General features: G+C 66.6%; 24 protein-coding genes. 7 read left to right on the top strand and 17 right to left on the bottom strand.

Translation table 11 applies throughout. The features are described from left to right. Positions 1-6 precede the first annotated feature (6 nt). Positions 7-588 (top strand): TetR/AcrR family transcriptional regulator, encoded by a 582-nt coding sequence (locus AC5Y4S_RS07660; RefSeq protein WP_068108368.1) that lies wholly within the window; start codon positions 7-9, stop codon positions 586-588. A gap of 38 nt (positions 589-626) precedes the next feature. On the opposite strand, the gene AC5Y4S_RS07655 is transcribed toward AC5Y4S_RS07660, so the two are convergent. From AC5Y4S_RS07655 to AC5Y4S_RS07640, 4 genes are all read right to left on the bottom strand, one after another. Further along, the gene (locus AC5Y4S_RS07655) at positions 627-833 is read right to left on the bottom strand and encodes a helix-turn-helix domain-containing protein (RefSeq protein WP_500032197.1); all 207 of its coding nucleotides are present in this window, start codon (positions 831-833) and stop codon (positions 627-629) included. Between the two features lie 92 nt (positions 834-925). Then, positions 926-2,554, bottom strand: a complete 1,629-nt coding sequence (locus tag AC5Y4S_RS07650) for an ABC-F family ATP-binding cassette domain-containing protein (protein ID WP_068180502.1) — start codon at positions 2,552-2,554, stop codon at positions 926-928. A 21-nt stretch (positions 2,555-2,575) separates the two neighbouring features. After that, positions 2,576-3,385 (bottom strand): enoyl-CoA hydratase, encoded by an 810-nt coding sequence (locus tag AC5Y4S_RS07645; protein ID WP_068127110.1) that lies wholly within the window; start codon positions 3,383-3,385, stop codon positions 2,576-2,578. A gap of 24 nt (positions 3,386-3,409) precedes the next feature. Continuing rightward, positions 3,410-4,123 (bottom strand): GAP family protein, encoded by a 714-nt coding sequence (locus tag AC5Y4S_RS07640; protein ID WP_500031631.1) that lies wholly within the window; start codon positions 4,121-4,123, stop codon positions 3,410-3,412. A gap of 341 nt (positions 4,124-4,464) precedes the next feature. On the opposite strand from AC5Y4S_RS07640, the gene AC5Y4S_RS07635 reads away from it, so the two are divergent. After that, the gene (locus AC5Y4S_RS07635) at positions 4,465-5,907 is read left to right on the top strand and encodes a condensation domain-containing protein (protein ID WP_500031628.1); all 1,443 of its coding nucleotides are present in this window, start codon (positions 4,465-4,467) and stop codon (positions 5,905-5,907) included. Here AC5Y4S_RS07635 and trxA read toward each other — a convergent pair. After that, entirely contained in the window at positions 5,904-6,263 is a 360-nt protein-coding gene (gene trxA, locus AC5Y4S_RS07630) for a thioredoxin (RefSeq protein ID WP_500031626.1), read from the bottom strand. The genes AC5Y4S_RS07635 and trxA overlap by 4 nt on opposite strands. A 217-nt stretch (positions 6,264-6,480) precedes the next feature. Between trxA and AC5Y4S_RS07625 the strand changes: the two genes are divergently transcribed. After that, on the top strand, positions 6,481-7,563 hold the full coding sequence (locus AC5Y4S_RS07625) for a PE family protein (RefSeq protein WP_500031624.1): 1,083 nt from the start codon (positions 6,481-6,483) through the stop codon (positions 7,561-7,563). 78 nt (positions 7,564-7,641) lie between these two features. Next, positions 7,642-9,471, top strand: coding sequence for an acyl-CoA dehydrogenase (locus AC5Y4S_RS07620; RefSeq protein ID WP_500031622.1), 1,830 nt, complete (start codon positions 7,642-7,644; stop codon positions 9,469-9,471). 52 nt (positions 9,472-9,523) lie between these two features. Here AC5Y4S_RS07620 and AC5Y4S_RS07615 read toward each other — a convergent pair whose 3' ends face one another. Next, on the bottom strand, positions 9,524-9,700 hold the full coding sequence (locus tag AC5Y4S_RS07615; protein ID WP_241523455.1) for a hypothetical protein: 177 nt from the start codon (positions 9,698-9,700) through the stop codon (positions 9,524-9,526). On the opposite strand from AC5Y4S_RS07615, the gene AC5Y4S_RS07610 reads away from it, so the two are divergent. Further along, complete coding sequence (locus AC5Y4S_RS07610) at positions 9,684-10,316, top strand: DUF5666 domain-containing protein (protein WP_241523454.1); 633 nt, start codon at positions 9,684-9,686, stop codon at positions 10,314-10,316. The genes AC5Y4S_RS07615 and AC5Y4S_RS07610 overlap by 17 nt on opposite strands. Before the next feature lie 6 nt (positions 10,317-10,322). On the opposite strand, the gene AC5Y4S_RS07605 is transcribed toward AC5Y4S_RS07610, so the two are convergent. The 6 genes from AC5Y4S_RS07605 to AC5Y4S_RS07580 form a co-directional block, all read right to left on the bottom strand. Next, positions 10,323-10,730: a cupin domain-containing protein gene (locus AC5Y4S_RS07605; RefSeq protein WP_500032196.1), complete on the bottom strand. Its 408-nt coding sequence runs from the start codon at positions 10,728-10,730 to the stop codon at positions 10,323-10,325. 32 nt (positions 10,731-10,762) lie between these two features. Then, entirely contained in the window at positions 10,763-11,530 is a 768-nt protein-coding gene (locus AC5Y4S_RS07600) for an SDR family oxidoreductase (RefSeq protein WP_500031619.1), read from the bottom strand. Positions 11,531-11,601: 71 nt separating this feature from the next. Next, positions 11,602-12,132, bottom strand: a complete 531-nt coding sequence (locus AC5Y4S_RS07595; protein WP_500031616.1) for a cupin domain-containing protein — start codon at positions 12,130-12,132, stop codon at positions 11,602-11,604. Positions 12,133-12,187: 55 nt separating this feature from the next. Continuing rightward, positions 12,188-12,955 (bottom strand): SDR family NAD(P)-dependent oxidoreductase, encoded by a 768-nt coding sequence (locus tag AC5Y4S_RS07590; protein ID WP_500031614.1) that lies wholly within the window; start codon positions 12,953-12,955, stop codon positions 12,188-12,190. Positions 12,956-13,121: 166 nt separating this feature from the next. Beyond that, the gene (locus AC5Y4S_RS07585) at positions 13,122-14,039 is read right to left on the bottom strand and encodes an LLM class F420-dependent oxidoreductase (protein ID WP_500032195.1); all 918 of its coding nucleotides are present in this window, start codon (positions 14,037-14,039) and stop codon (positions 13,122-13,124) included. 40 nt (positions 14,040-14,079) lie between these two features. Beyond that, positions 14,080-14,460, bottom strand: a complete 381-nt coding sequence (locus tag AC5Y4S_RS07580) for a nuclear transport factor 2 family protein (RefSeq protein ID WP_500031612.1) — start codon at positions 14,458-14,460, stop codon at positions 14,080-14,082. Between the two features lie 408 nt (positions 14,461-14,868). Here AC5Y4S_RS07580 and AC5Y4S_RS07575 point away from each other — a divergent pair, with 408 nt between their 5' ends. Then, the gene (locus AC5Y4S_RS07575; RefSeq protein ID WP_500031610.1) at positions 14,869-16,524 is read left to right on the top strand and encodes a PE family protein; all 1,656 of its coding nucleotides are present in this window, start codon (positions 14,869-14,871) and stop codon (positions 16,522-16,524) included. A gap of 241 nt (positions 16,525-16,765) precedes the next feature. On the opposite strand, the gene AC5Y4S_RS07570 is transcribed toward AC5Y4S_RS07575, so the two are convergent. After that, positions 16,766-17,419 carry a TetR/AcrR family transcriptional regulator gene (locus AC5Y4S_RS07570; protein ID WP_500031608.1) on the bottom strand — a complete coding sequence of 218 codons (654 nt, stop codon included), beginning with the start codon at positions 17,417-17,419 and terminating at the stop codon, positions 16,766-16,768. A gap of 547 nt (positions 17,420-17,966) precedes the next feature. On the opposite strand from AC5Y4S_RS07570, the gene AC5Y4S_RS07565 reads away from it, so the two are divergent. Beyond that, the gene (locus AC5Y4S_RS07565; RefSeq protein WP_500031606.1) at positions 17,967-18,626 is read left to right on the top strand and encodes a TetR family transcriptional regulator C-terminal domain-containing protein; all 660 of its coding nucleotides are present in this window, start codon (positions 17,967-17,969) and stop codon (positions 18,624-18,626) included. Between the two features lie 191 nt (positions 18,627-18,817). Here AC5Y4S_RS07565 and AC5Y4S_RS07560 read toward each other — a convergent pair whose 3' ends face one another. The 4 genes from AC5Y4S_RS07560 to AC5Y4S_RS07545 form a co-directional block, all read right to left on the bottom strand. Further along, positions 18,818-20,251, bottom strand: a complete 1,434-nt coding sequence (locus AC5Y4S_RS07560) for an MFS transporter (protein WP_500031604.1) — start codon at positions 20,249-20,251, stop codon at positions 18,818-18,820. Positions 20,252-20,345: 94 nt separating this feature from the next. Further along, positions 20,346-20,489, bottom strand: coding sequence for a hypothetical protein (locus tag AC5Y4S_RS07555; RefSeq protein WP_156766654.1), 144 nt, complete (start codon positions 20,487-20,489; stop codon positions 20,346-20,348). A gap of 54 nt (positions 20,490-20,543) precedes the next feature. After that, positions 20,544-21,194 (bottom strand): nitroreductase family protein, encoded by a 651-nt coding sequence (locus AC5Y4S_RS07550; protein WP_500032194.1) that lies wholly within the window; start codon positions 21,192-21,194, stop codon positions 20,544-20,546. Positions 21,195-21,255: 61 nt separating this feature from the next. Next, positions 21,256-21,648 (bottom strand): Rid family hydrolase, encoded by a 393-nt coding sequence (locus AC5Y4S_RS07545; protein WP_500031601.1) that lies wholly within the window; start codon positions 21,646-21,648, stop codon positions 21,256-21,258.

The following is a 21,648-nucleotide window of genomic DNA, read 5'->3' as shown; positions in this document are numbered from 1 at the left end:
CCGCCTGTGCCAAAAGTCAGCGAGGACCATCTGGCGGCTCGCCGCCGCCAGATCCTCGACGGTGCCCGTCATTGCTTCGCCGAATACGGCTACGACAAGGCAACGGTGCGCCGGCTGGAGAAGGCGATCGGGATGTCGCGCGGCGCGATCTTCCATCACTTCCGCGACAAGGACGCGTTGTTCTTCGCGCTGGCGCACGAGGACGCCGAGCGGATGGCCGACGTGGCGTCCCGCGAGGGCCTGATCCAGGTGATGCGCGACATGCTCGCCGCGCCCGACCAATTCGACTGGCTCGCGACCCGGCTGGAGATCGCGCGAAAGCTGCGCAACGACCCGGTATTCAGCCAGGGCTGGGCGGATCGCTCCGCGGAACTGGCCGCGGCGACCACCGATCGGCTGCGCCGGCAAAAGGAGGCGCACCGGGTGCGCGACGACGTTCCCGGCGACGTCCTGCAGTGCTACCTAGAACTGGTGCTCGACGGCTTGGTGGCCCGGCTGGCATCCGGTGAGGATCCGCGCCGGCTGTCCGCGGTCCTCGATCTGGTGGAAAAGTCGGTGCGGCGCAAGGAGTCTGGGGCGCAAGCGTAACGCCACTGCGAATGAGGGGACGTACTTTCGCAGTGACGCTACGCCCGCGCGGACTGGCGCCGGGCCGAAGTGTGGTTGGGGCCGCCGCGCCCGCGCAGCGTGGTGCCGGACTCGAGCAGCATGCTGTGAACCGATCCGTACGACCTGCCGGTGGTGGCCACCAGCTTGCGGATGCTGGCGCCGCCCTCGTAGGCGTTGCGGAGTTCGTGCAACATCTGCTCGCGCGTCTTCTTCGGCCTGCGCACTGCGCTCTTCAACGTCCCCTCCATGCTGTGGGCTCGACCCCCAAGCACATAGAGTAAGAAGCCATCGTCGGCCGCGGGCCGATTTGGCGAAATCAGGCCAGTTCGATGAGATCCCGGTAGTCGTCGGACCAGTAGTCCTCGGTGCCGTCGGGCAACAGCACGACGCGTTGCGGGTCGAGGGCCTCGGCCGCGCCCGGGTCGTGGGTCACTAGCACCACCGCGCCGAGGTAGCTGCGCAGCGCGTCGAGCACCTGTTCGCGCGACGCGGGATCGAGGTTGTTGGTGGGTTCGTCGAGCAACAGAACGTTGGCCGTGGACGCCACCAGGCCGGCCAGCGCGAGCCGGGTCTTCTCACCGCCGGAGAGCGTCCCCGCCGGTTGGTCGAGCTGCGGGCCGCTGAACATGAACGCGCCGAGCAGACCCCGCAGCTCCTGCTCACCGGACTCGGGCGCGGCGTGCCGGATGTTCTCCCAGACTGTCGCGTCGTTGTCGAGCGTGTCGTGCTCCTGCGCGAAATACCCGATCCGCAAGCCGTGTCCGGGCTCGAGGGCGCCGCTGTCGGGGGTCTCGACGCCGGCCAGCAGGCGCAGCAGCGTGGTCTTGCCCGCCCCGTTGAGGCCCAGCACGACCACGCGCGAGCCGCGGTCGATGGCCAGGTCGACACCGCTGAACACCTCGAGCGACCCGTACGACTTGGATAGCCCCTTGGCGACCAGCGGCGTGCGCCCGCACGGGGCCGGGGTGGGGAACTTGATCCGGGCCACCTTGTCGGCGACCCGTTCCTCGTCGAGCGCCGCCATCATCCGGTCGGCGCGGCGCAGCATGTTCTGCGCCGCAACGGCTTTGGTGGCCTTGGCGCCCAGCTTGGCGGCCTGGGTGCGCAGCGCGGCCGCCTTGCGCTCGGCGTTGGCGCGTTCGCGGCGGCGGCGCTGCTCGTCCGTCGCCCGGGCGTCGAGGTACTTCTGCCAGCCCATGTTGTAGACGTCGACCTCGCCGCGCACCGCGTCCAGGAACCACACCCGATTGACGACGTCGGCGAGCAGCTCGACGTTGTGGCTGATGAGCACGAGCCCGCCGGTGTGCGCCCGCAGGAAATCGCGCAGCCAGCCAAGCGAATCCGCGTCGAGGTGGTTGGTCGGCTCGTCCAGCAGCAGGGTGGTGGACGACCCGGCGCCGCTATCGGACGCGGCGAACAGGATGCGCGCCAGCTCCACGCGGCGGCGCTGCCCGCCGGACAACGTGCGCAACTTCTGCGTCAGCACCCGTTCCGGCAAGCCGAGACTCGCGCAGATGCGGCCGGCTTCGCTCTCGGCGCCGTAGCCGCCCAACGCCACGAACCGCTCCTCCAGCTGCCCGTAGCGACGGATCGCGCGGTCCCGCGCGTCGTCGTCGGCGACCTCGGCCATCAGCGCCTGCTGCTTCTCCAGGTCGGTGAGCAGCACGTCCAATCCGCGGGCCGACAGCACCCGGTCGCGGGCCAGGACGTCGAGATCGCCCTCTTTGGGATCCTGTGGGAGATAACCGATTTCGCCGATCTGGGCCACCGATCCGGCGTAGGGCTGGCTCTCGCCCGCCAGGATGCGCAGGGTCGTCGTCTTGCCCGCCCCGTTGCGGCCCACCAGCCCGATGCGGTCGCCGGGCTGCACGCGCAGGTCCGGGCCGTCGGGTGAGAGCAAGATGCGCGCACCAGCGCGGACCTCGAGGTCCGTGGCCGTGATCACATCCGCTCCCTTGTTTACTGGCTATTTGTCGTCGGTGAAAACCGGCGGTCGCTTCTCCGCGCGCGCGGCGACCGCTTCCTCGAAGTTGGCGGTGAGCAGGCGGACGAAGAGCTGTCCTAGGCCTTCGGCTTGCATGTGCCCTTCCAGGCTACCGGCGTCGAGTCCACTCCACAGCGTGCGCTTGGTCAACTCGATTCCCGGGCGCGAGAACGCGGCGATCCGCGCGGCGATCGCGTAGCAGGTGTCCAGCAGCTGGGCGTCGGGCACCTGGCAGGACACCAGCCCGATGCGCTCGGCCTCCTCGGCGCTGATGTCGCGGCCGGTCAGCATGATCTCGAACGCGCGCGACGACCCGATGGCCCTGGGCAGCAGGTAGGACAGCCCCAGTTCGCTGGCGGTCAGGCCGTTGTTGATGCCCGCGGCCCGGAAGTAGGCGCTGGTCGAGGCGACCCGGATGTCGGCGGCCAGGGCCAGGCACAGCCCGCCGCCGATGGCGGGGCCGTTGACCGCGGCGATCACCGGTTGGTGCAACCGCCGCAGCCCCAGGATCACGTCGTCGAGCAGCTCCATCGACCGCAGCGCGTACGTCGGGCGGGTCAGCCCGGCGACGTGCGGCACGGTGCCCGCGGACTTGTGATCGGCGCCCGAGGAAAACCCTCGGCCCGCCCCGGTCAGCACCACGACCCGCACGGAATTGTCGTAGGTGACCTTCTCGAGGGCCTCTTTGAGCGGCACCATGACGTCGAAGGCCATGGAGTTCATCCGTTCGGGCCGATTGAGGGTTATCAGCGCGACTCCGGGCCGCGGTTGCTCTACCAGTACCAGGCTCACCCGTGAAAGGTAACGCGTGCTGGGTCAGACGTGGCCCAGGCCGGTCGTCATCAGGAAAACGCCCAGCACCGCCACCACGATCCCGAGGACCGCCCGCCTGCGGGCCTGCACCCAGTCGTGCACGCGCGACATCATCGCGCCGGTCCGGGCCGGCGCCGCCAAATGGCAGATCAACGGGATCTCAGCAAACGCCAGGCCCACCAGCGTGTACGCCGCGGCGGCGCTGACTTGGGTGCCCAGGGCGGCCCCGGAGGCCAGGATGACGGTGAGCGCGGCCAGGTAGCGGAAGTCGGTCGTCAACCCCACCCCGACAAGGAAGGTCACCCACGGCGGGCCGGCCCGCAGCGCCTGCAGGGCGCGCGCCGACATCCGCGAGAACGCCGTGGGTTCGGCCTGGTGAAGGGGGGCGCCGGCGGGCACCGCCACCGGGCGGCGCACCGAAACACCGATCGCGATCGACGCGGCGATCACCAGCGCGAGCACGCCCATCGCGATCTGAATCCGCCCCGCTGTGGAACTCGAGGTGGCGACCTCCACCCGATCCATCACCCCGAGTACGACGTCGTGCAGCCCGACGAGCGCGCCCAGGGCCAGGGCCACGCCGACCGCCAGCCCGCCCAGCCAGAGGGCAACAAGATGGAGCACGGGCCGTCGCCGCGAACACAGCAGCAGGGCGACGCCGAGTCGCCCCGGGTCCACCCCCGCGACCAGTGCCAACGCCAGCACCGTGCCCCACATGGGCGCGACTCTACCGGGAACGGGCAGGGTCGCGTTCGTACTTCGGCGCGATTGCGCTGCGGCCCTGCGGGTCAGGTTTCGGTACGCGACCGTACGTTAAATGTCAGCGAAACTCCCCACGGCACTTGGTTTGGTCTGCTATCTTTAGCCACCGTTGGGCGCGTGTCAGCTAAGGCCCGTTGAGATGTCTTGCGCGGGCGACAACAGCAGGGGCACTGGCGCGCAAACGTGCTGTCCCGCAACCGGATCCGGCCAGTGGAGGTAGGAACGCCGTTCGGCAAGGCAATGGTAGAGCTATGAATCCGCTGTGTCCAGGCGATGAAGCAGACTAGGGAGGGAATGTGTTCATCCCAGGGGAAGAGGCGTTCGGGGCAATCCACGATTGGTTGCCAGACCCGGGGGCGGTCGTGTGCTGGCATCCTACGCCGGCCTCGCTCAACAAGGTCCGGCAAGCCCCGATAAGCGCCGTCCCGGCCAGCCACCAACAGGCCCGCCACCTGCGCAATTTCGTTGACCACGCGGCCCGCGGGGTCGACATGTCCAGACTGTGCATCGGTAGCTGGGACATGGCCGGCCGCTGCGACATCCGGGTCCTGACCTACGTCATCAACACGCATCTTCGCCGGCATGACACGTATCACAGCTGGTTCGAATTTGCCGACGGTGACCGGATTTTGCGACACACGGTTCGCAATCCGGCCGATATCCAATGCGTTCCGGTCAAGCACGACGACATGACGCCGGAGGAATTTCGCGAGCACATCGTGGCGACGCCGAGCCCGTTGGAATGGGATTGCTTCCGCTTTGCGGTAATCCAGCGCGCGGATCACTTCACCTTCTGCTTCAGCATCGACCATCTCTACATCGACGCGCAGTTCCTCGGCGCGATCCGCATGGAGCTGTATCTGATGTATACGTCGCTGCTGGCCGGCGGCGCGCCGCCGGCGCTTCCGGCCCCGGGCAGCTACGAGAAATATTGTGTCCAGCAACACGAATACACCTCGGCCCTGACGCTGGACTCCCCGCAGGTACAGGCCTGGGTGGACTTCTTCGAACAGAATGACGGCACCCTGCCGGAATGCCCGGTGTCGCTGGGCGACGGGTCGGGGGCCTGCGACCTGATGTTCGTCCGGCTGATGGACGAACAGCAGACGGCCGATTTCGAAGACGCGTGCATAGCCGCGGGCGGGCGTTTCAGCGGCGGCGTGTTCGCCTCGGCCGCCCTCGCGCAATACGAATTGACCGGCGCCGAAACGTATTACGGGCTTGTGGCCTGTGACACCCGCAGCTCTCGGGATGAGTTCCTGACGATCGGTTGGTTCACCGGGTTCGTCCCGATCACCATTCCCGTCGGCTCGTCATCGTTCGGCGCCGCCGTGCGTGCCGCGCAGCAGTCGTTCGATTCGGGCAAGGCCCTGGCGAACGTGCCGTTTGCTCGCGTGCTGGAACTGGCGCCGTGGCTGCGGATGCCTCAGGGGCGCGTTCCGTTGCTGTTCCACCTCGACGCCAGCAGCCCTCCCCTGTCCACCATCGTGAAGTCGGAATGGGGCGGTTCGAACATCAAGATCCATCACGACGGCGGAGTCCCGGCTCGATTCGACTTGCGCGTCAACCGGTATGAAAAGGAAACGCACGCCATGGTGTTTTTCCCCGACAACCCGGTCGCCCGCGAGTCGGTTACGCGTTACCTCGAGACGCTGAAGTCGATCTACCTCCGCGTCGCCGAAGGCCGCGGCGGGGCGCCGCTGTGGGATGTCGCCGCCCTGCAGCGGCAACTGGTCTAGGCCTGGTCGACCTGGGCGGCCTCGGCCGCCTCGATGTCGAAGGCCTTGATCTGCTGGACCAGGTCCTCCAGGGCCGATGCCGGTAGCGCGCCGGCCTGGTTGAACAGCAGCTTGCCCTTCTTGAAGGCCATCAGCGTCGGGATGGACCGGATCTGGGCGGCCGCCGCGAGCTGTTGCTCGGCCTCGGTGTCGACCTTGGCGTAGACGATGTCGGGATGCTTCTCCGAGGACGCCTGGAACGTCGGGGCGAACTGGCGGCACGGGCCGCACCAGGAGGCCCAGAAGTCGACCAGCACGATGTCGTTGCCCTCGATGGTCTCGTTGAACTGCTCAGCAGTGAGATCGCGTGTAGTCACAGTGCGCTTAACGTTGGTAACTGACGTGATGTTCCCGCGGCTCTCGCGCGTTTGCTCTCACCTGCGCAGCAATCCAAGCCGCGGGGCCGAAATACGACGCGAATCGTGTGCCTGGGCCAACAAATTCACCCCGACGACAGCAAACAAATTTCCTACTCCACAGCTGCTGAATTCGCGATAGGATTCTGCCGTCGCTGACGCTCACCGGAGGTGCGGGATGTCATTTTTGGTCGCGGATACGGAGTCGGTGGCGGGGGCAGCCGCGAATCTGTCGCGCCTCGGTTCGACGATTAGCGAGGTCAACTCCGCGGTGGCGGCCCAGACGACCACGGTGACCGCGGCCGGCGCCGACGAGGTGTCCGCCGCCATCGCCGCGGTGTTCGAAGCACACGGCGCAAGCTATCAGGCGCTGAGCGCCGAGGTCGCGGCGTTTCACGACCAATTCGTGCAGAACCTGCTTGGCGGCGCGGCCGCGTACGCCGCTACGGAAGCGGCCGGCACCAACCCGTTGAAGCCGCTGTTCGACCTGATCAACGAGCCCACCCGGCTGCTACTCGGCCGCCCCCTGATCGGCAACGGAAACAACGGAGCTACCCCCGGCGCGAACGGCGAGGCTGGCGGAATCTTGTTCGGCAACGGCGGGCGTGGGGCGGCAGGCACGGCCCCCGGCCAGGCCGGCGGCCGGGGCGGCGACGCGGGCCTGTTCGGTTTCGGCGGGGCCGGCGGTACCGGTGGGCTGGGAGGGAACGGCGGCGCCGGTGGCACCGGCGGGCTGTTCTTCGGCGGCGGCGGCGCCGGGGGCAACAGCGGCGGCGGCGGTGGCTCCGGCGGCCTCGGCGGCTCCGCCTTGCTGCTAGGCAACGGCGGCCTCGGCGGTACCAGCCCCGACGGCATGGGGACCGGTGGCGCCGGCGGCAACGGCGGTCTGCTCTTCGGCAATGGCGGCGGTGGCGGCGGCAGCTCCCTCGGCGGCGCCGGCAACGGCGGCAGGGCCTTCCTGTTGGGGAACGGCGGCACCGGGGGGATCGAATTCAATGCCGGCCAGGCGGGAGCCGGCGGCGCTGGCGGGGTTTTCGTCGGCAACGGCGGTGACGGTGGCGCCGCCCCGATGGGCGGCATCGGCGGGCAGGGTGGCCAGGCCGGGCTGATCGGCAACGGCGGGGCCGGGGGCAACGCCAATATCAACGGCGGCAACGGCGGCAACGCCATTTTGGTCGGCAACGGCGGGGCCGGCGGTCACCCCAATGGCACCGGCGGCCAGCGCGGGCTGCTGTTCGGCGTAGACGGCGCGCACGGGTAGCCGCCCTACTTACGGTTGCGTACGTTTTCCCGCGTCCGACAGACTTGGCGCTGACCTATCGGGCGGGAGGGAATCGCGTTGGGACACTACATCGCTAACGTCCGCGATCTCGAGTTCAACCTGTTCGAGGTTCTGGAAATAGCCGCCGTGCTCGGCTCCGGTAGCTACAGCGACCTCGACGAGGACACCGTCCGAACGATCCTGGCCGAGGCCGCCCGCCTGGCGGAGGGTCCGGTGGCGGAGTCCTTCGCCGCCGCCGACCGCAACCCGCCGGTGTTCGACCCGGTCGAGCACTCGATCAGCGTGCCGGACGAGTTGGCCAAGACGGTCCAGGCGATCAAGGACGCCGAATGGTGGCGGCTGAACCTGGACGAGGAGATCGGCGGCATGTCGGCGCCGGCGCCGCTGGTGTGGGCGGTCAACGAGATGATTATCTGCGCTAACCCATCGGCGAACTTCTTCTGCCTCGGCTACTTCATGGCCCAGGCGCTTTTCGTCGAGGGCAACGAAGAGCAAAAGCGTTGGGCGGCAATGGGTGTGGAGCGCGGTTGGCAGGCCACCATGGTGCTCACCGAGCCCGACGCCGGATCCGACGTCGGCGCGGGCCGCGCCAAGGCCATCCAGCAGCCCGACGGCACCTGGCACATCGAGGGCGTCAAGCGATTCATTTCCGGCGGCGACGTGGGCGAGACCGCCGAGAACATCTTCCACCTCGTGCTCGCCCGGCCGGAGGGCGCCGGCCCGGGCACCAAGGGGTTGAGCCTGTTCTACGTGCCGAAGTATCTGTTCGATCCCGAAACGTTCGAACTCGGTTCCCGCAACGGCGTTTTCGCCACCGGGCTGGAACACAAGATGGGCATCAAGTCCTCGCCAACGTGCGAATTGACCTTCGGCGACGGCGACGTGCCCGCCGTCGGCTACCTGGTCGGCGACGTGCACAACGGGATCGCGCAGATGTTCACCGTGATCGAGCAGGCCCGCATGACGATCGGGGTGAAGGCCGCGGGCACCCTGTCCACGGGCTACCTGAACGCGCTGGCCTTTGCCAAGGAGCGCGTGCAAGGCGCCGACCTCACCCAGATGACCGACAAGACCGCGCCGCGGGTGACGATCATGCACCACCCCGACGTGCGTCGCAGCCTGATGACCCAGAAGGCGTACGCCGAGGGGCTGCGCGCGCTATACATGTATGCCGCCGCGCATCAGGATCCCGATGTGGCGCAACGGGTTTCGGGTGCCGACGCCGACATGGCGCACCGCATCGACGACCTGCTGCTGCCGATCGTCAAGGGGGTGAGCTCAGAGCGGGCCTACGAGGTTCTGACCGAATCGCTGCAGACGCTGGGGGGCTCGGGATTTCTCGTCGACTACCCGCTCGAGCAGTACATCCGCGACTCCAAGATCGATTCGCTCTACGAGGGCACCACCGCGATCCAGGCGCTCGACTTCTTCTTCCGCAAGATCGTTCGCGACCACGGCCAGGCCCTGCAGTTTGTGGTGGCGCAGATCAGCAAAACCATCGAGGGATGCGACGGCGACCTGAAACCGCTGGCCGATTTGCTGCAGACCGCGCTGGACGAGGTCACCGCGATGACGGGCGCGCTGACCGGCTACCTGATGTCGGCCACGCAGCACCCGACCGAGATTTACAAGGTGGGGCTGGGATCGGTGCGCTACCTGCTCGCGGTCGGCGACCTGCTCATCGGCTGGCGGTTACTGGTGCAGGCCGGCATCGCCCACGCCGCGCTGTCGAAAGCGCCCTCCGCGAGCGACAACAGCTTCTATCAGGGCAAGATCGCGACGGCGAAGTTCTTCGCCAAGAACATGCTGCCCAGGCTGACGGCGCAGCGGAGGGTCCTCGAATCCATCGACGACGACATCATGCGGGTCTCCGAAGACGCGTTCTGACGGTTCACAGTTCCGGCACAGCTCGAGCGGGTACACCTTTTCGTGGTCCAACTCACGAATGGGGGAAAACGTTGATATCAGCAAGCTGTCCCGCTCCTCGACTCACCCGCTTCGCCATCCTCGCCGTCACGGGGGCCGCCGCGCTGTCCGTCGCCGCCTGCGGTTCGTCGAACCAATCGGCTCCGACGTCGACATCCACCTCCACGTCGACGGTGACCTCGACCGCCACCTCCCAGGCACCGCCCCAGGGCGAGGCCAAGGTGAGCGGGCTGATCGCGTCGGTCGCCGGCAACTCGATCCAGGTCACGAAAGAAGACAACAGCAACGCCGCCATCAACTTCACGTCCACGACCAAGATCACCGAGGTCGCTCCGGCCACGCTGAGCGACGTCACCCAGGGCAGCTGCGTCACTGTGCGGCCCACCAAGGAGATCCAGAGCGGGCAGCCGGCCACCGCCGCGTCGGTCCGCGTCAGCCCGTCCGTCAACGGCACCTGCCCCCCGGCCAAAGGGTCCGGCCAGGGTTCCACCACCACGCCGCCCTCCGGCTCACCGTCGCCGGCGCCCGCCAAGCCAAAGCCGTTGCTGGGCTCGGTCGCGTCGGTGACCGGTAACACCATCACCGTCGCGGGCACCGACGCCAGCGGGAACAGCACGCAGACGCCCGTGACCGTCGACGATCAGACCAAGTACTCCAAGCTGGCCACTGCCACGCCCGACGCGATCGCGCAGGGCAAGTGCATCAACGCGCGCGGCAGCCTCGACAACGGCGGCACGCTGCAGGCGACCAGCATCAACGTGCGGGCGGCCGTTGACGGTAAATGCCCGGGCAAGCCGCGCGGGTGATCCCGGTTACTTGGCGCGGAGTCCCCGGCGCGCCTGCAGCTCCGCTTCGGTAACCCATTCGCGCAACGGTTTCCCGGGCGCGCACAGCAGTGTGAGCACAAAGCTGCAAGGAATGTCGGTGCGGTTGTTGGCGTCCTGATAGTGGATCACGTCACCGCCGGCTCCCCAGAACGCGTCTCCTGCCCGGAGGACGCGGGGTGCGGCACCCTCGAGCTCGAACAACATCTCACCGCTGATCATGTAACCGAATCCCGGACCGCCAGGAAGGCGATGTGGCGGATATCCGGGTGCGCCCGGTGGATGGTTGATAAGAACAGTCGTCACATAGGCATCGGCGGGAATCGACGGTGACCGTACCTCCTGGAGCATTTTTATTGTGGACTCGAGTTCGGAGTCGTTCGCATCGAACATGATTCGTCATCCCACCTTTACGCCCGGGCGCCCGGTTAACTTCCCTGTTCACGGCGGCCGGCGCGTGCGTCGATCCAGTCGGAGTATCGAGTGCTGAAGATGGTGGCGTTCTCGTCGGGTTCGAGGGTGTGATCGTCGATCACCGCACCGAAGTATGGCGCCTGGGGGTCGGTCACGACCCGGCGTTGATCACCGCTGGCGGCAAGGCCCGCGCGGACAAAGTCGTCCATTCCCATCGCTTCGGGCCCGGCGATCTCGGTTATTCCGTTGGTAGGAGGTCCGACTGCCGCGTCGGCAACCGCGGTGGCGACGTCGTCGGCCGCAATGGGACGGAACATCGCGTGTGGCAATCTGACGATGTCGCCGTCTGTCGCGGAGTCGGCCAAGACCACTGCGAATTCGTAGAACGGAGTTGCTCGCACGATTGAGTACGGTCGGCCCGAATCCTGGATCAGCCTCTCCTGAGCCGCTTTCGCGGTGTTGTAGCCGCTGTCGGGCATGCTCTGCGAACCCACTACGGACAACGCGACATGGTGTTTGACTCCTGCGTCCTGTTCGGCCAAGAGAAGATTCGTGGTCGTCGTTGTGAAGAAGTGCATCACAGGTTCGTCCTCAAACAATGGTGAGTCGGCGACATCGACCAACACATCCGCACCCGCGACGGCGTCGGCGAGGCCTTCGCCGGTGAGCGAATCGACACCCGATCGGCGCGAGGCGATGATCACGTCGTGTTCCTGCGCGCGGAGCTTGGCCACTACTTTCGAGCCGATAAGCCCACGACCGCCGATGACTACGATCTTCATGGTGAACCTTTCAGTTCCGGTCTGTGAATGGCCACCCTGCACCGAATGACTCAGAGCACCAACGTTTTTGTTCAGAGAGGTTCACCGGGGAACTTCAAGTCGAAGCGTTTGCATAGTTGAGGGACGCTGTCGACGTCCATCTCCAGTTCATACCGCGCACAGAGCTGATCTAGGACCTCTGGCGATATCTTGGCGATCCCGCCTAGATCGGAAAGCTCGTCGAAGAACTGCTCGAATCCTGCGGGGGAAATCATCTCGAGGATGCGGGCGGGCTCGTCGCCCGCATTCCAGAACGTATGCCATTGGGCTCGCGGCTTGAAAATGAAGTCACCAGGTCCGCCCTCGATCACCTCATCGCCAAGCAAAGCGCCTACGCGCCCCTCGATGATCCAGCTGTACTCGTCTTCGTTGTGATGGCGATGAAGCGGTGCTGCTAGCGCCCGAGGCGACAACGGATGCTCGAGAACGGAGAAGCGGCCTTCCGCCTGAGCCTTGTCGAGGATGTGGCGGACACCGACCGTCCCATTGAACACGTACTTGCCTTCGGTGCGGCCGACGGACTTCGCCGGCGGGCCGCCCGGCCTCAAAATATCGATTGCCACTGCATCTTCCTTCAGCTTTGTCTCGTTTTTCGAAGTCCCAGGACCACGTTCATCGTTAATTGCGGCCGGCCATAACGCCGCCGTCGACGTTGAGAATCGCGCCGGTGACCCAACTCGCCTCATCAGACAACAGATACGTCACGGCGTTGGCCACGTCGGCCGGGGTGCCGACTCGTCCCAACGGATGAAACGGCGCGAAAGTGTCAAGCGTCGCGTCGATCTCGTCCTTGGGGACCCACCTCTCAAGAGCCGGGGTCTTGACCGCGGCCGGTGCCACCGCGTTGACGCGGATCTTGTGCCCGGCAAGCTCAATGGCCAGGTTACGGGTCAGCGCATGCAGCCCTGCTTTTTGCATCGAGTGCCCACACGACGGAGTGTCTCCGATCGCCTGGTGTGCCCACATGCTGCCGAGGTTGACGATGGCCCCACCCTCACCGCGGGCAATCATGCCCTCAACGACGGTCTGCGTCAGGAAAAATAGGGCATAGTTGAGATCCATGTACGAGTCGTAATCCTGCGCGTCGTACGCGAGAAACGGCTTGGGGATGAAGAATCCCGCCGCATTCACCAACAGTGTCGCCTTGCCGTGCTGCTCAGAAAGCGCCCGCTGCACATCTGCAACCGCGGCGCGGTCCGTCAGCTCGGCAGCGATGCCCCAGGCATGGCCACGCCGGCTCAGCTCAGCGACGGTATCGTCGACACGCTCTTTCGACAGGCCGACGATCACCGCGCTCCCGCCGTGATCGACGACGTCGATGGCGACCTGCCGGCCCATGCCGGCACTGCCGCCGATAACAATGACCTTCTTGCCCTCAAAATGCATGTGCGGGTCGCCTTCCTGGTTTGTGCTGACGGCTCCGGCTGGACTTGCGGGGCGCCCGCGAACGGACCGACAATCCGGCATGTACCTGGTCGTAACGAGACTGCGCCTCCGCGGGGTGAGCTGTCATCACCCCAATCACCTCTTCACCCGGGTGAGTGCTCGGGGATCAGAGCGAGGCTGCAAGGGCCCACAGCTCGTCGGCCTTGGCGGCGTCCGCCCAGGCCAGCGCGGTCACCACCACGTCCGTCGCACCGGCGTCCAGATAGCTCTGAAGCCGCCGCTTGACCGTTGCCGCTGAACCCACTGCGGCGATGTCTACCGCGCGAGCCACACGCTCTCGCGCAATCACCTTCCGATATGACGGAATGGCCTCGTAGAAACTCAACCTGTCGGCAGTGAAATCCTTTGCCGCATCGACGTCCTCCGACACGACCGCGGGGACCTGCGCGATGATCTTTGGTTTCGGCCGTCCAGCATCGGCCGCCGACTTCGCGATGGCCGGTTCGATGAACTCTGCGATTGTCCGCGGGCCGGCAAGGTACGGCAGGGTGCCGTCGGCCAGCTCGCCGGTGACCTGCAACGCCTTCGGGCCCATCGCCGCCACGTATACCGGGACGGGCGTGCCCCCGGCGACCCGCACTGGCCACCCGGGGTGTGCGCTGATTTCGTCGCCGTTGAAGTACACAGCTCCGGTATCGAAGATGGATCTCAGCACCGTCAAGTGCTCGCGAAGGCGCGTGACCGTGTTGGGCCACGACGTCCCGAAGGCCTGCCGCTCCGGCTCATGCGCGCCCAATCCGAGCCCGAGACTGAAGTTGCCGTGCGACGCGGCCTGCGCCGTCTGCGCCTGCGACGCGACGATCAGCGGGTGACGCGGGTTGATCGGCACCGCCGACGTGCCGACGCCGAGCCCGGGTACGGCCGCGCCGATAAAAGCGGCGAGGGCGATCGCGTCGTAATCGAATTGCTGGCCCAGCCAGATCTGGCGGACGCCGAGTGAAAACGCCCGGCTGGCCTGCGCCACCATGTCATCGACGACATTGGTTGCTTTTGGGTTGGGAAATAACACGATTCCAGTCGGCATGCTGCTTCCATTCACAGGCCGAAGGTGGCTGTGGCGCGGGTTAAGCCCCCGGAGCAATCGCACAGGCCGCGACACAAACCCAGCTGCCATCCCGCTTCTGATATGTGTCCGTGTACAGAGCTTCTTGCTCCGCTCCGTCGGCGAGCATGGTGTATGTCGCGCGGGCGTGGATCAGCGCAACGTCACTGAGAATGCGGATGTTGACGTCGTGCACGGCGAGATCCTTGAAGGGACGTGGCTTAGCGATGTATTCGAGGAACTCCTCACGGTTCCGGGTGACGCCCGGAGTCTGCACAATGAAGTCCTCGGCGAGGAACTCGCTGAAGCGCTTGACATCGTTGAACTGGTCGGAGTGGACGTAATCCTCGTTGAGCCGCTCGAGGATCGCCAGATCTTCCGCGGACTGCTTGGTGTCGTTCATTTATCGCGTCCCTCCTCGAAGCCGTTCGTACCGCCCGGGCCTTGTTCCCCTCGAGATTGCAGCCACACGGGATGAGCCGTCATCACCCCGACCACACATTCACCCGGGTGAGTGATGTCGCCGTGCAAGCCAATTCGGGATTCTGTACGTCACGCGTCAGAGCTGGAGTTCGTTGCTGCGTGGCGGAGCCGGTGTGCACGGGTCGCCGGCGATGAGCGCTCCGGCACTATAGCGGACTGGTTAGTCCATTTTTAGCCTTGCTGAGACGTTTCCCACTGTGTGAGAACGTGTTCCATTGATGCGTTGCCATCTCATGGACTGTAAGGTCCACACTTGGGACGGACTGTTTGACCGTTCAAGACCACACACACGGCCGGATGACGTCGGCCAGTCGAGGAGAGTTCTTCTATGTCGTTCATGTCCATCACGCCGGATCTGGTTGCGAATGCTGCCGAGGATCTGGCGAGCGTCCATTCGTCGCTAGCCGAGGCAACTTCGGCCGTCGCCGCTCCGACGACTGGCCTTCTGGCAGCGGGTAAGGACGAGGTGTCGCTGGCGGTGGCTTCGCTTTTCAGTGGGTTCGGCCAGGATTTCCAGGCTCTCAGCGCTCGGGCGCAAAGTTTTCACGCCGAATTTGTCAGCTTGATGAAACAGGGTGCTGCCGCATACCTCGGCACCGAGGCGGCCAACGCCTCACCGCTGCAGACGCTGGAGCAAGACGTGCTGAGTGCGATCAACGCGCCCACCGAAACGTTGGTGGGCCGCCCGCTGATCGGCGACGGCACCAACGGGGCGTCGGGTACCGGGCAGGCCGGTGGGGCCGGCGGATTGTTGATCGGTAATGGCGGGAACGGCGGCTCGGGCGCTGCCGGCCAGACCGGAGGGGCCGGCGGCGCCGCTGGGCTGATCGGCAACGGCGGCATCGGCGGCGCCGGAGGTGCGGGCGCCGCGGGCGGCGCGGGCGGCACCGGGGGGTTCCTGCTCGGTAACGGTGGCGCCGGCGGGCTTGGCGGCACCGGGGGCGGGGTCGGTGGCGTCGGCGGCAACGCCATGCTGCTCGGCAACGGCGGCGCGGGCGGGCTTGGCGGGGCTGCCGCCGGCGCGGGTGACGGCGGCGCCGGCGGCGCCGGTGGTACGGGCGGGCTGCTGGTGGGTGCCGGCGGTACCGGCGGTGTCGGCGGGGCCGCGACCAGTGGGGTTGCCGGCGCCGGCGGAGCCGGCGGCAACGCGAACGGATTGTTCGCGAGCTTCGGAGGTGACGGTGGGACAGGCGGCGCGGCCACCACGGGAACCGGTGGGGTCGGCGGCGTCGGTGGCGACGGCTTCGCGCGAGGCCCATTCGGTTTAGATATCGCGAGCGGCGGGACCGGCGGAGCCGGCGGCGCCGCAACGAGTGGGATCGCCGGGACCGGTGGCGCCGGCGGCTCGGGCGCGGCCGCGGGCGTGATCGGAATCGACCTCGTCGGCGGTGGGGCCGGAGGGGCCGGCGGTGCCGTCACCACCGGGGTCGCCGGCGCCGGCGGCCTCGGGGGCAATGCGGTCTCGCCCGCCCTGATTGGATTTGGCGGCGCTATCGGCGGGGCCGGAGGAGTTGGCGGCGCGGCCACAGGTGCAACGGGCATCGCTGGTGCCGGCGGCACAGGCGGCATGGGCCTGTCCACGACCGTCGCCCAGGGAGGAGCCGGTGGGGCGGGCGGTGCCTCGAGCTTCGGCACCGGCGGTGACGGCGGCACCGGAGGCCTCGGCGCCAGCGCGCTGGCCGGCATGGGCGGCCAGGGCGGCCAGGGCGGGGCTGCTGACATGGGCGCCGGTGGCACGGGTGGCACCGGCGGCAGCGGCCTCGGTCTCCTCGGCGTGGGCGGCGACGGTGGCAACGCCGGCTCCGGCATCGGTGTTGCCAACGGGGGCAATGGCGGCAACGCCTCGGGTGTCCTGGACGGCACTCCCGAGACATCGATAATCGGTTTTGGCGGCCATGGCGGCAATGGAATCAACGGTGGGACGGGCGGCACCGGCGGGAACGGCGGCATGTTCGGAGCCCCGGGAACCGACGGGATGTCATAGCGCCGAGCGGCCCCAATCCAACTGCGGTGCACAGCATCTCATCCACGAGGCAGTCGGGGTGCTGTGCACCGCAGGCTTAAGCCGAGTCGCTTGACGAATTAAGCGAGAGACCGGGAAAGTTGGTGACGGTTGGTACCGAAAGACGTCAAGCAGCAAGTAGTGGTCGCCGACGAAGAGGACACCTACGCTGGTGTCGCACACCGCGGCGGCTGACAGTGACCCGGCCAAGCCGTCGCCGATGTCACGACTTGCGCCGTGCGCGGTCAGGTTGGTTTGCCAGGCTGTCGATGTGGGCGAGCGCCATGTCCAGTGCGGTGGCCATCGCCGTGACGTCATGGTTGGCCTGGGCCAGCAGGTAGCCGCCCTGCAGGGCGGCCAGCAAGCCGGTGGCCAGGGCGTCTGGGTCGGCCGTCGCAGCGAGGGTACCGTCCTCTTGCATACGCCTCAGGCCGTCGGCTAGCAGTCCTTTCCAGCTGGCGAAGTAGTGGGACAGCGCGGCGCGGGCCTGTTCGTCTTGGTCGGATAGTTCGATTGCCATAGATCCCAGCGCGCAGCCGTAGGCGCCGCTCTGCAACGCCGCGCCCTGCACTAGGGCATCGCGCCAGCGGCGCAGGCCGCGCATCGATTTCAACCGTCGCAGCCTTTGCTCTTCGCGGGCCAACACCTGCGCGGCCCGATATGCCAGCACCGCCCGAATCAATTCAGGCTTGCCCGCGAAGTGTTGGTACAGCTGAGATTTGCTCGTGGCGGTGGCCTCGCGGACATCGTCGAGGGTGACCGCATTGACTCCGCGCACATACATCAAATCCGCGGCCGCCGCAATGATCCGGTCTCGCGTGGCCGCTCCGCGTGCTGTGATACGCCGCTCGCGGTTGGAAAGTTCACTGTGGCCCACGGTGCCAGCAGCTTGCCGACTCCGGCCCCCCACGTCAAGACGCGCTGCCGCCCGCCGCTGCGCGGCGCCGCCGCCAAAGTTTGCGTAGGGCTGGGCACCATGCCTGCCCGTGCGCGCGCTCACCGCTGCCCGGTCTGCACCTCGCCTAACCACGATTCGCCCTCGCAACCACTACGCGGCAGCCAGCGCGGTGCCGTCCCGCCCTAACACGATACCTGCTTGTGCGGACCTTATAGTCCTCGTCTCCGCCGTGTTCCGACCGGCGGACACATTCGCCTCCCCGCGCGACGAGGTCCGCGCGGCCCAGAGCTGTCGGTCTGTTTAGACCAATCTGGAGCGTTCCGCCGGTGACTGCACGCTGCTGGCGCGACACCGACCCCGCATGTGGAGAACGCAGTGTAACAAGCGGATCCGGCACGAATCGCTTCCGCAACCTACGTTGCCGTGGCTCGTGGGCGCTGGCCAAGAACCATCTTTAGGACGATATAGTCCTTTATAGAGAGGGTGAGGAACTACGCGCGCGATACAGCTATGACGGAGATGGCGGATGAGACTACGCAGCCGCTTCGCGGAAGTCGATACCGCGGAGATCCCGGCCATGCCGCACTGCCTGCCTGCGCCGCGACGGCCCACCATCCGGTCCCGCGGCCTGGACGCGTCGACCGACATGCGGCGGGCCTGCGGCTCGCAAGCAGCAATCACGGCGCGCATCCTGCGTGGCGGTGGTTGCAAATCAGGGTGCTACCAACAATTCTGCGACGAGGAAGACTTAGTGCGTTCGGTCTTAAATGAGCAAGCCCAGGCACTCCTGCGACAACAGCGCTGCGAATTGCAAGCGGTTACCAGCGTGGCGGACCTTGAGCGCTGGCGCGACCGCTTGGTCACTGCCAACGCGCGGCGCGGCGGCGCGTTCGGTTGCGTGTTGGGCAGTATGGTCTCGCAGCTGGCCGACCGCGACGAGCGCTGTCGGCTGATGCTGGCCGGCTATTTCGCCGAGTGGCAGCGCCTTGTCGCGGCCGCGCTGCGCCGTCTGCAGACCTGCGGTGAACTGGCGCGCGACGCTAATCCCGAAGAACTGGCGACCGGGCTGATCGCCGCGCTTCAAGGCGGGTATGTGCTGAGCCAGGCTAGCCACGACGTCGACGATATGGCTGCAGCCATCGACGTAGCGCTCAGCCGTATCCGGTCCTATGTGATCGCCGAGTAATCGACCACCCTTTGACCGGGTGCGCAATGCGCCGCCTCTTCGGAGGCGTCGAACCAATAAGTCCGCCGATGGTTTCGTAGATCGCGGTCGTGTCACCTAGGGCGGGGCTCGGGCTTCGGCACACCGCCGGGTGGCCGCCGGACCCGGTTGCAGTATTTCTCGCCATTACCTTTCGCCACGCGGGCGAACGATTAGTTCGGAGCGGACGGTTCGGTCGCGACCGAGGCGCTGCTGGCCAAGCAGGGTTGCGCACCGGGCCGGTCGCGGCACAACGCCGCGATCTCGCAGGGCACCTGCTGGCGCCCGGCAGGCGGATTGGTTATCAACAGCGCAGCGCACAACGCACCAAGGGCGAACAATGCGGCGCTCACCTCCAACGCGCGGGCGAATCCGGGGGCGCTCGCCGCACCAACACTGATCAGGCCTATGGATCCGGTCGACATCAGCGCGGCCAGCCGCGAGACGGCGTTGTTGATCGCCGACCCCAGGCCGCTGTGTTCAATCGGCACCGACGCCAGTGTCACAGACGTCAGCGGTGTGATCGTCGCCACCAGCCCAATTGCAAGCACGGTCATCCCCGGTACCAGATCGGTGAGCGCGTGGAATCCGTTGGCTTTCGGGCGGATCAGCAGCAGGCCGACCGCCGCCAACCCGGGTCCGACGATGAGGAATGTACGTGGCCCCACCCGCGCGGCAGTCCGGCCGACGTGACGGGCCAGCAGAAACGATAGCGCCGGGATTGGCAGGGTGGCCAGCCCGGCCATGGTGGCTGAATATCCGCCGATTTCTTGGGTGTAGAGGGCGACGGCCAGCGATCCCAGCGTCAACCCGCCGTACACCAATGCAGTGACGAGGTTGCCGACGGCGAAGTTGCGAAAGGTGAACAGCGGCAACGGAAGCATTGGATTCCTGCTGCGGTGCTGCCACGTCACGAAGCCAACCAGCGCGGCGATCCCGATCACCGCTGGTGTGATGACAATTGGGTCGGTCCAGCCGTCGCGCTGCGCTTCGATCAATGCGTACACGGTCGCCGCCAGCCCTGCCACCGAGAGGCCCAGCCCAGCGATATCTATGCGCGCTCCTTCGACCCGCCCCGACATCGGGCACAGCCAGAACGTCAGCGCATACCCGACCGCCATCGGTATCGCCGACAACACGAAAATCCAACGCCAGCCCAGGAAGTCGACGCAAATTCCGCCCAATAGGGGCCCCAACGCGAAGGCGATGCCCGTCCACCCGGTCCACACGCCGATTGCGGCGGTCCGGTGGGCTTTGTCGAACACCGTGTTGATGAGCGCCAGGGAGCCCGGCACGAGGAACGCCGCACCCAGGCCTTGAATGAGGCGCGCCGTGATCAGTATCGCCGGCGAGGCGGCGGCGGCTGCCAGCACAGAGCCCGAACCGAAAGCCAACAGCCCGAACCGCATCACGGGAACGCGGCCGAACAGATCCGAGATGGACCCGCCGGGCAGAATCGCGGCCACCGTCGCGAGCAGGTAGCCGTCGATGATCCATTGCTGTAGCGCCAGGCCACCGCCGAGGTCATGCTCGATGGCCGGCAAAGCCAGGTTGATCACCGTGGAGTCGAGGAACGCGACCATCGACACCATAACCGCGACCACCATCGCACGGCTGGTCGGTGCGGCGTCGCGCAATATCACTGCGCGGGCCGTTCGACGCAAACCGACGACCGGGCGCCGAACCCGTTGCGTACGCCGGTCATCGGTGTTGTCTGAGCGCCTTCAGCTGCGCCAGCACATCGATGTCGCGGCTAGTAATCGCGTTGTGCCCGTCATCGCCATCGAGCGATTCGGTTCGCCTAGAACCATTGTCAGGGCAGGGGTTTTCGTAGTCGCCATCCATGGCTGTCCTCCTTAGAAAATCGCACCGGCACGGGCGACCGGCTCGCCGCGGCGCTCACCACCGGTCGAAGTGCAGCACGTCGTCGAGCGGGATCCGTTTGGCAGGGCGGAACGTCGTGCCGGTGTAGTAGGCGGTGGGGACGGTCGTGGCGTGATAGACGTTGTCGGGCAGGCCTAGGATGGTCCGCATCTCGTCGTCGGCCATTATGGTCACCCCGGTCCATGTGGTCCCCAAGCCCCGAGAACGGGCGGCGAGCATGTAGCTCCACGTGGCGGGCATGATCGAACTCCAATACTGGTTGGCGTTTTCGGCTGTCAATCTGCCGTCGCCGTCGATGACCTCGACGCAGGGGATCACCAAGACGGGGACCTCGCCGAAGTGATCGGCGAGATACGCCGCGCTGTCAGAAACTTTGCGCTGCTCGTGATTGCGCTCGGGCTCGTCCTTGAACCGATCGGCGACCGCGAAAGGGGATGCGACGATCAAGTCCCATGTGCGGCGGTACACATCGGCGATCGCGCGACGCTGCTCCGGGTCGGTGACCACGATGAAGCTCCAATTCTGCACGTTGGCGGACGTTGGCGCCTGCACCGCGATTTCCAGGCATTCCCGAATCAGGCCGATAGGAACAGGTTTGGTCAAATCGAGCCGTTTGCGCACCGAGCGGGTCGTGGTCAGCAGCGCGTCGGTGGACAACTCGACGATGGGGTACGCACTCACTATCTCGGGGATCCTTTCGCGTGCGCTGATCGGAAGGTCGGATCGCTCACGCAAGCAGGATGGCGGTGACTTCGACTTCCACGCGGATGTTGGGCCACACCAGTCCGTCGATGATGCTGAACATGGCGGCGGGCTGGTGAGTGATCACGTCTCTACTCACCGCCAAGTAGGCGGACGCATTGTCACGGCTCGTAACCCATTGCCGCATATAGACAATGTCAGTGAGCTTGGCGCCGGCCTTAACGAGCGCCCTTTCGATGTTGGCCCAGCACTGCCGGGCCTCGTCGGTGAAGTCCTCGGGCACACTGCCGTCTTCGAGCAGGCCCGGCGTGCCGGAGACGAAAATCTGTGTGCCGCCGCCACCGGATATGGCAATGGCGTCAGCGTATTTGCCGATGTGAGCGGCCACTCCAGTGTAGATCGGGGTAATCGTGGTCAT

It is taken from the genome of Mycobacterium sp. NGS64 (genome assembly GCF_059812245.1).
The sequence above is the reverse complement of the archived record's forward strand: the minus strand, read 5'-3'. Positions and strand labels throughout refer to the sequence as shown.

Bases quoted from the DNA above. Each gene is read 5' to 3' on its own strand.
- AC5Y4S_RS07640 (WP_500031631.1), bottom strand. From the start codon at position 4,123: ATGTGGGGCACGGTGCTGGCGTTGGCACTGGTCGCGGGGGTGGACCCG.
- AC5Y4S_RS07625 (WP_500031624.1), top strand. From the start codon at position 6,481: ATGTCATTTTTGGTCGCGGATACGGAGTCGGTGGCGGGGGCAGCCGCG.
- AC5Y4S_RS07600 (WP_500031619.1), bottom strand. From the start codon at position 11,530: ATGAAGATCGTAGTCATCGGCGGTCGTGGGCTTATCGGCTCGAAAGTA.
- AC5Y4S_RS07590 (WP_500031614.1), bottom strand. From the start codon at position 12,955: ATGCATTTTGAGGGCAAGAAGGTCATTGTTATCGGCGGCAGTGCCGGC.
- AC5Y4S_RS07585 (WP_500032195.1), bottom strand. From the start codon at position 14,039: ATGCCGACTGGAATCGTGTTATTTCCCAACCCAAAAGCAACCAATGTC.
- AC5Y4S_RS07580 (WP_500031612.1), bottom strand. From the start codon at position 14,460: ATGAACGACACCAAGCAGTCCGCGGAAGATCTGGCGATCCTCGAGCGG.
- AC5Y4S_RS07575 (WP_500031610.1), top strand. From the start codon at position 14,869: ATGTCGTTCATGTCCATCACGCCGGATCTGGTTGCGAATGCTGCCGAG.
- AC5Y4S_RS07565 (WP_500031606.1), top strand. From the start codon at position 17,967: ATGAGACTACGCAGCCGCTTCGCGGAAGTCGATACCGCGGAGATCCCG.
- AC5Y4S_RS07560 (WP_500031604.1), bottom strand. From the start codon at position 20,251: ATGGTGGTCGCGGTTATGGTGTCGATGGTCGCGTTCCTCGACTCCACG.
- AC5Y4S_RS07555 (WP_156766654.1), bottom strand. From the start codon at position 20,489: ATGGATGGCGACTACGAAAACCCCTGCCCTGACAATGGTTCTAGGCGA.
- AC5Y4S_RS07545 (WP_500031601.1), bottom strand. From the start codon at position 21,648: ATGACCACGATTACCCCGATCTACACTGGAGTGGCCGCTCACATCGGC.